Consider the following 8,303-nt stretch of genomic DNA (forward strand, 5'->3'; position numbering starts at 1 on the left):
CGTATATACCGGCCCATTTTTCATGATATGCTTCGAGCGAAAAACCATTTTGTATCGTTTTTCGTGCGACCGCACTGTAACGTTCTCGACATCGGGAATTTTTTTAAGAATGCAGTTAGCTTTGTTATCATTTCCTCGACATTTCCCGGTTCTGATAACATTCCATTTTGACCATCCTGAATCACTTCCGGAATGCCACCAATCCTTGTCGAAAGGTTGGGAATTCCCGCTGCCATCGTTTCTAGAATCGCCATTGGAAGCCCTTCATGATACGAGGGTAAGAAGTGAAGAACTGTATCTTTCAAAACCTCTTTTTGTTCTATCTTTCCAATCCATCCACCAAGTTCGACATTTCTAATCTGATGAGTCTGAATTGCTTCGGCCACCTGCTCCACTTCTCCATCTCCATATAGAACAAAACGAATGTCCGGAAACGCTTCTTCCATTTTTTTCGCCACTTGCAAAAGGTCATAGCTCCCTTTTCGCTGTCCAATTCGACCAAATGTCACAATGGTCTTTGAATCCGGTTGAAAAGAGGACTGCTCAGGTATTCGTACGGCATTAGGAATGACGGCGATCGAAGTGGACGTGAGTTGCCTATAAAAATCTGCCCAACTATCACTTAAAACAATAAGCCGATCCAAGCGATTAAGTGTCTTCCTAATTTGATTCTGAACAAAAGGACTGCTATTTTGAAAAAAGACATCGAACTGTGAAGCATGCATATGAAATAGGACACGGCAATGTTTCGGAACAAGCTTAGCGAGAAGTGCTTTTCGGAAAAAGCTACCCTTTTGGGCAACATGGAAATGGACTATGTCGATTTGCTCTTCTCGGATGATTCGCCGGATTCTCTGAAGAGCCTGCCATTCTGTACGCCATTTATGTTGGCTTGACCAAGAGCTTAAAAAGAAGAGCTTATGCTTCGGATGCGTATAAAATTGCTGAAAATTAGATAAGACAGTTGCAATTCCGCCTTTTTCGCGTGGGTCTGGTCCCACCATTAAAATGTTCATGTTTCTCTCCCTTCCTTTTTCATAAATCGTGCACGCATATCATGAATATCTCGCGGTACAGCCAGAATAAAAAGCCAAGTGCCCCGATAATCAGGCCCTTTTCGACCCAGTCCTCTCTAAAAAAGGCGCTGTAGACGGCGAGTCCATACAAAATGCCAATGATAATGATGTGCCGTTTGACAGAAAAGCCTTCCCAAATGCGCATGGAGAAAAAGGTACGCGCGAGGAAAAAAATAATATACGCTGTTCCCGTTGCGAGCGCAGCACCGACAGCACCATAAGATGGGACCAGCATAAAATTCAATATCACTGCAAAAAGGAGCGCGATGAGTGAAACATAAATATTCAGCACACTACGTTTTAAAAAGACGATACCAAGATTGGTCGTTTCACTAATGGTCATCATGAGTGGGTAAAAACAAAGAAGCGGAAAAATATACTGTGCTTCTAAATAGGCGGGTGATAGAATCACGACAATCCATTCTTTGAAGAAGAGCATTACCAGAAAGAAAAGACTGATGCCAAACATGACGATATGGCTCACTTTTTCATAATAGATAACGGGTTTCTTATGCTTATACCATTCATACGCCGTCGGAACCCAGAAATTAGCGAAACTCACCTGAATAATCATCAGCGCGCTAGCAATTTTAAACGCTGCTGTATAAATACCTAGCACATAGAAATCCGCGAACGTCCGCAGAAAAATTTTATCGACGAGGATCAGAAGGCTATAGAGAAAAGTCCCCACCACAACGGGCAGACCAAACTGCGCTAACCGTTTTAAGAGGTCTTTATCCACCCTTCCTTTCATAGAACGAAACAGATGAAAATGCGCCAATATCAGTAGAAGGTCACCCGCAATTTGTCCAATTAACATGCCATAGATGACTGTAACAAACGTCGGCGGGCCAATCCAAAGGGCAATAAGCGTCCCTATCAAAATCGTTCCTTTGACGAGAATGTTATAGAAGGAAAATGAGAGCGCCCGATTCTCCATTCGAATGAGTAAGAGTAAAAAGCGTTCAAAAATCAGAAAAAAACTAGAAATCCCCAACAAATAAATGGCCGTAGTGTAGCTCGAATCCGCAAATAAAATAGTCGAAATCAGCGGAGCAAATCCAACCATGCCTCCGATGAGTACTACAGAAGAAATAAGTGGGACCAACATGGCTTGCTTCATTAACCTGACCGGCGTTTGCTGATCATGAAATTCCCGTGTAAACGCCTGATCAAATCCCAAATAAATGATATAAATCAAAAACGTTTGCGCGAGGAAGAACATGCTCGTTTTTCCGTATTCTGCCGGGGATAAGAAATAAGTGGTCACGGGGATCAAGATTAAATTCAGCAAAGCTGCCCCCAATGAACCAATCGAGAATTGGCCTAAACGAATCAATAATGGTTTCAAAATAACATCATTCTTTCTTAGATAGAATAATACCGCCACAAACAAGTCCTAAAAAGGTAGAAGATAACGCTGAAAATAGAACATGCCCAGCGAAGAAACTGTACAGTACAATGACGAGAAACATGTAGCTATAAATAGAGCGAGACCCTTTTGAAAAAGCCAACCATAGAAAGTAGCCGAGCATCACAATAAGAAGTAGGATTCCCAAGACGCCTAGTCCAAATAACCCATCAAAAAAGTCCATTTCAATCAGTCCGAACCGTCCGAAATTTTCCAACCTGTATTCAAACCCTTGCCCAAATAAAAAACTGAAACCAAAGTTTGTATCCTCTAAAAAATACATCATTCCACTTTCTAAAAAATCGCTTCGTGAACTCGTCAAAAGTCGCACCAAATTGCCATCATACAAATGGTAAAAATAAACGATACGCTCATACGTCCCCTCTACCATCTCGGCAGCATAATGAATGCCTCGAAACACTACCCACCCAACAGCAAGAAAGCTGGCCATCCAAATCATGATGCGATGCAACGCCGAGCGATAGCCTGTGCCAAAAAGGAGATGCACGAGTAGAAAAATACTCACAATCACGCCGTATAAAATACCTGTTTTCGTACCCACTAGAAGCAAACAGACGATATTACCCGCATAAAGAATAAGTAGTAGTAGCAATCGCATATTCCACTTTCCTGACAACTGTAGCCACAAAGCCCTTGCCGTAAATGTAATCGAGATAATGAAAGCAAAACTAGTATCATTATTCGCGAAAAAATAGCCTTTATACCCGGCATCTGAATTGTCATACGTTTGATAACCCACGCCGAGCACATACGGAATCAACAGACCAGTAGTGAATAAAAAACTGATCACGATAAACAGTTCTTCATAGCGTATTGTTTGGAGAATGCTTTTCCGCTGATAGATGTAGTAAGGGATCAAGACCCATAAAAAGTATTTGATAAACACTGACAAATCTGCCATCATCCAAGCCAACGGATTTTGTAAAAAGATTCCCTGCAGCAGCCAAATCAAGAGGTTACCCGCGATAAACAAAAAAGTCACATATGTCAGCGCCGATTTTGGAAGGTCATCCATACCAATCGCGATAATCAAAAACAAGAGGAAGACAAAACGATAGCCAACACCGATTGGCACTGATATTCCCGAAGTAAGAAATAGCCCGTTTAAAAAAATCAATAAGCGGAAATATCGCAGTAAGGCCAATAAAAATAAGAATATTAAGAGGCATTTTCGTCATCATCATTTTTTAGCTCCGTTTCCGCTTCTCTTGCAGGACCTGTCGAATAAAAGCAATATTGCCAATGATATAACGCTTAAACATCCGTCTCGGCTCCTGCACCCATCGGTAAAACCATTCCAGTCCGATTCGTTGCATCCATTTCGGCGCCCGTTTCGTCTTACCAGCAAGCACATCAAAGCTACCACCAACCCCCATCGCAAAAGGAACCTCCATAATTGGCTGATAATCATGAATCCACACTTCTTTTTTCGGGCTAGAGAAAGCAACGAAAAGCAAGTCAGCTTGGCTATCACGAATCGCTTCCGCAATTTCCATTGCTTCTGTTTCCTCAAAATAACCGTTGCGAAAGCCCGCAATATCTAAGTTTGGATACTGCTGCTGATGTTTGGCAACAACTGCTTGAACAACCTCTTCCGTCGCACCAAAATAGTAGGGGCGCCAACCATTTTCAGCCGCTTTTTTCACTAATGCTTCAAATAGATCAATCCCCGTCACACGCTCTGGCACGTCATAGCCGAGAAATCGAGCCGCCCAAACGATTGATTGCCCATCCGCATTAATGAGTGGGCTTTTATTAATAATTTGGCGGCAAGTAGGATTTTGTGCCATGAGGTTGATCTTTCCTGCGTTAATAACCACATGCTGTACAGGTTCTCCCAATGCCACGAGCGCTTCCACACGTCCTAAGCTCTCCTCCATCGTCAGCGGATCAAGATAACTTCCAAGCAGATGAATTCGTTTCCTTGCCACCATTAGTATGCTCCTTTAGGAATCAGAATGACCAAGACTGTTTTACCAATGATTTTGGCGTCTAGCTTGAAAGAAACCTGTTGAATATATTGCAGGTCCAGCTCGACCATTTCCTGAAAACTGAGCTCATTGCGCCCACTCACCTGCCAAAGCCCCGTACATCCTGGTATGATTGAAAGTCGTTTCTTATCATGCGATGTATATTCGGCTACTTCCCGCGGCAAAGGAGGCCTTGGACCTACGAGCGCCATATCACCCTTAATGACATTCCATAGCTGCGGCAACTCATCTAGGCTCGTTTTTCGTAAAACACGCCCAAATTTAGTGACACGTGGATCATTTTTCAGTTTAAACATGGCCCCTTCGATCTCATTCTGTTTTAAATAATGATCTAATTGGGCTTCCGCATTCACATGCATCGTCCGGAATTTATACATATAAAATAAATGACCATCTTCTCCGACACGCTTTTGCTTAAAAAACACAGGAGCACGCACATTGGAAAGCTTGATGACGAACATAATGATAATTAGAATTGGTGATAGTAACACAAAAGCGAGCAAACTCATGACACAATCAGATTTTTTTTTTATTTTAAGATACGTATTTGGTTTCATGTGTCTTGCACTCCTAATAATAATAATTTTCCATATTTTTAGTGCCATTAAAGATAGCGCCTAGTATTTTTGTTTGAGAGAGGCTGAGCTTTTCTACGGCTTGAATGGCCTTCGCTCGAAGTGTTTTATGGTAACGGCAGACTAAAATCATGCCATCCACCATATCAGCTAGCGCCAACGCATCCGAAACAATCGTAACGGGAGGTGTATCGATGATGATATAATCAAATTCCTCTCTAAGCTTTTCCAGTAGCTCAATCATTTTTTCAGATGATAGTAATTCACTCGGATTTGGAGGTATAGAGCCACTCGTTAAAATAAAGAATTCACAGTCTGCTAAAGCTACGTTCTGCAACCCTTCTTCCACACTGAGGTATCCTAAGATGATATTGGATAAGCCGGCATGAAGGTCTTTTGAAAAACGTCGATGCAATGTTGGTCTCCGCATATCTGCATCAATCAACAAGACCCGCTCTCCTCTTTGTGCATAGGTGATAGCCAAATGCGAGGCGATAGTAGATTTACCCGTGCCACTTTCTGGAGAAGTAATCAGAATCACTTGTTTTCGCTTATCAATATTTGAGAAATCGATCCCCGTACGGATCAACTTAAACTGCTCACCCACAGGGGAATAACTTTTCTTTCCTTTCCTTTTATGTCTCGACAACGGCCTCACCTCAATTTTCATTTCTTGTCTGCACGTTATAGTTAACAGAAAACTCACTTACTTCACCTAGAACATTTAAATGCAACAGTTCCTGGATTTCCTCAGCAGATGTAAACGTACGCTCGAAAAATAAGTTTCGTCAAAATAAAGATAAATCCTATCATGACACCGCACAGAAACGACAAGCTCATAATTAAGAATTTTTGAGGCTTGATAGGCACTTCCTTGCCAGTATACATAGCATCCGAAAGCGTCGTAACGTTCTCGATTTTCATGATTTTAGCAATTTCTTTTTTGAACGTTTGCGCCGTTAAATTTGCAATTTTTGCGGCCATTTCTGGACTTGAGTTATCTACACTTATATCGATGACTTGCGAATTGGTTGAATTTTTAACCTGAATCATATCCGTAAGTTCTTGGATATCATATTTATTTTGTAGTCCCTTTTCTACTTCCGTCAAAATTCGTGGACTCAAAATAATCGCACTATACGTGTTGACAAGCTGCAAATCTGCCTGAACAGTTTGCGCTTCTAAATTGTTCTTTTGTATATTCTCCGATTGATTGACTAAGATCTGCGTTTTTTTTTTGATAAATTGGTGTAGCAAAATAGTGTAGATAAATAAAAGCACTTGTCAATGTAATCAGCAAAATTCCGATAAGCCACCATTTATTATTCTTTATCGACACAAGAATTTTGTTTAAATCGATTCGAGTATTCACAAGTATCATTCTCCCAGTCCTAAATCTTCTTTAAGAACTAACGCTTCCCCAACACAATTAATAAAAAGGACACTTTTTATTTGCGGGTAACTTCTTAAAGCATGTAGTAACTTAGACCTTGATTCTGCTTCAAATGTTGCGACAGAAATAAAGTCTCGATTCACCACTACACCATTTTCCAACTCCAAATTTGCGTTCCAGAGAAAGCCATCACTAAAAAGCGTATTTACCTTCATAACTTTTTTCACCCCAGTTGAAATTGCCCATATTATATTTATCTATCGAAACCTCTGTTAGTTCTATGCAATTCTTCGTATCAAAAATGATTTTTTTCTTCATCGAAGAGAAAGCCTCCGGTACTAAAGATCTGAACACATCATGATCACACAGGATTAGAGCCAACTCACTCTCTTTCAGAGCCGTTTTCAAGTCAGGTGTAATAAACGACTGTGTCACATGGGGGTCATACACACGAATATCGAATTCATCTAGCGCTTGGAGCCCTTTATAAATAGTCATTGCTGGGCTTTCCCGTATGTCATCCGTATTGCCTTTATAAGAAACCCCTAAAATAGTCAACGTTTTTGACTGATAGTGCCGCATTAAATCTTGTACCTTATCTATGACAAATTGCGGCATCGCGTTGTTGACTTGCCGTGCGGCTTGAATAAGCGTCGTTTGTTCCGGAGCTTCTGAAATAATAAAATAGGGATCAACCGCTAAGCAATGCCCACCTACACCAGGTCCTGGCTGATGAATATTGACGCGAGGATGCCTATTAGCCATTTCAATCACTTGAAGTGCATCGATATTTAAAGCGTCGCCTACTTTCACGAGTTCATTCGCGAGTGCAATATTAACATCTCGATACGTATTCTCCATTAGTTTAGAAAGCTCCGCAGCAGAGGCCGTAGATCCAATCAGTTCGCCTCTCACAAAAAGTTCATAAATCTCTTTGCCTCGCTTCGTACAGGCTTCCGTAACACCACCTATAATGCGGTTATTAAAAATGAGCTCCTCTAGAATTTTTCCAGGTAATACCCGCTCTGGGCAATGCACGAGGTAAATATCCTGTCCTACCGTAAAACCAGCTTGTTCTATCATCACTTTTACTACGCCTTCTGTCGTTCGTGGCGAGACGGTGGATTCAATGATGACGGTATTGCCAGCTTTCAAGTAAGGTAAGATGCTTAACATCGCTTGCTTCACATATGTTAGATCACAGCTCTTAAATACATCTTGTCGGTTCGGTGTAGGAACAGCAATAATGAAAACATCTGCTTTTTCTGGTGTCATGCTTGCTTTAAAATTCCCCGCATCTACTACTCGCTGAAGCATTGCAGATATTCCAGGCTCTTCGATATGCACTTCTCCTGCATTTAACTTTTCTACAATTTCCTTTGAGATATCGACACCTACAACGTTAGCACCGTATTTAGCAAATATTAGAGCTGTCGGTAAACCTATATAGCCTAAGCCCATCACATTGATCTTCATTTAATTTTCCACATCCCAAGACATCATTTCTTTCTTGCCAATACGATAAATTAATTTCGTCGCTTTTTGATCTTTGTTCAACGTGAATGATACGGGTCCAGAAAGCGATTTTTCTGGTTTAATTTCTCCACCGAAGGCCGTATAATTATAATCTGTTTCTAGTGTTTTGTTATCTTTTGTCTTCAAAATGAAATCGACAGAGCCTAACCCTTTATTGATGGAGGAAACATTTTTACCCGTCACGCGGAAGGTATACACGTTTTGCTCTTTTTGATCTTTAGAAATCGCCTTCGTAATTTCTTGTCCATCTAACGTTAATTGGATCCCATTCACAACGATAGGTTCTGATTTAGCGGTTTT

10 protein-coding genes and 1 pseudogene are annotated in these 8,303 nt (G+C 41.0%); all 11 read right to left on the reverse strand.

Annotated features, from left to right (window positions below):
- Positions 1 to 20 precede the first annotated feature (20 nt).
- Positions 21 to 1,016, reverse strand: a complete 996-nt coding sequence (locus tag PGRAN_RS13990) for a glycosyltransferase family 4 protein (protein ID WP_065427924.1) — start codon at positions 1,014 to 1,016, stop codon at positions 21 to 23.
- Positions 1,017 to 1,035: 19 nt separating this feature from the next.
- Positions 1,036 to 2,466 (reverse strand): lipopolysaccharide biosynthesis protein, encoded by a 1,431-nt coding sequence (locus PGRAN_RS13995; protein ID WP_241433367.1) that lies wholly within the window; start codon positions 2,464 to 2,466, stop codon positions 1,036 to 1,038.
- A complete protein-coding gene (locus tag PGRAN_RS14000) occupies positions 2,435 to 3,652 on the reverse strand; it encodes an O-antigen ligase family protein (protein WP_420911981.1) in 1,218 nt (405 codons plus the stop codon). Before PGRAN_RS14000 ends, PGRAN_RS13995 begins: the two co-directional genes overlap by 32 nt.
- A 43-nt stretch (positions 3,653 to 3,695) precedes the next feature.
- Positions 3,696 to 4,442 carry a WecB/TagA/CpsF family glycosyltransferase gene (locus PGRAN_RS14005; RefSeq protein ID WP_036068012.1) on the reverse strand — a complete coding sequence of 249 codons (747 nt, stop codon included), beginning with the start codon at positions 4,440 to 4,442 and terminating at the stop codon, positions 3,696 to 3,698.
- Complete coding sequence (locus PGRAN_RS14010; protein WP_051998670.1) at positions 4,442 to 5,056, reverse strand: sugar transferase; 615 nt, start codon at positions 5,054 to 5,056, stop codon at positions 4,442 to 4,444. The genes PGRAN_RS14005 and PGRAN_RS14010 overlap by 1 nt, the downstream gene beginning before the upstream one ends.
- A 13-nt stretch (positions 5,057 to 5,069) precedes the next feature.
- On the reverse strand, positions 5,070 to 5,744 hold the full coding sequence (locus PGRAN_RS14015) for a CpsD/CapB family tyrosine-protein kinase (protein WP_036068014.1): 675 nt from the start codon (positions 5,742 to 5,744) through the stop codon (positions 5,070 to 5,072).
- 80 nt (positions 5,745 to 5,824) lie between these two features.
- A complete protein-coding gene (locus tag PGRAN_RS14020; RefSeq protein ID WP_241433369.1) occupies positions 5,825 to 6,355 on the reverse strand; it encodes a YveK family protein in 531 nt (176 codons plus the stop codon).
- A 13-nt stretch (positions 6,356 to 6,368) separates the two neighbouring features.
- Positions 6,369 to 6,455: pseudogene (locus PGRAN_RS17400) on the reverse strand (hypothetical protein); the annotation flags it as partial.
- Entirely contained in the window at positions 6,452 to 6,682 is a 231-nt protein-coding gene (locus PGRAN_RS14025) for a hypothetical protein (RefSeq protein ID WP_036068016.1), read from the reverse strand. The gene PGRAN_RS14025 and the pseudogene PGRAN_RS17400, both read right to left, overlap by 4 nt.
- On the reverse strand, positions 6,660 to 7,943 hold the full coding sequence (locus PGRAN_RS14030) for a nucleotide sugar dehydrogenase (RefSeq protein WP_036068018.1): 1,284 nt from the start codon (positions 7,941 to 7,943) through the stop codon (positions 6,660 to 6,662). The genes PGRAN_RS14025 and PGRAN_RS14030 overlap by 23 nt, the downstream gene beginning before the upstream one ends.
- Positions 7,944 to 8,303, reverse strand: a 360-nt coding sequence (locus tag PGRAN_RS14035; protein ID WP_036067107.1) for a DUF4352 domain-containing protein, incomplete at its 5' end; no start/stop codon positions are given.

The sequence above is a fragment of the Listeria grandensis FSL F6-0971 genome (assembly GCF_000525835.1).
GTDB classification, from domain to species: Bacteria; Bacillota; Bacilli; order Lactobacillales; family Listeriaceae; genus Listeria_A; species Listeria_A grandensis.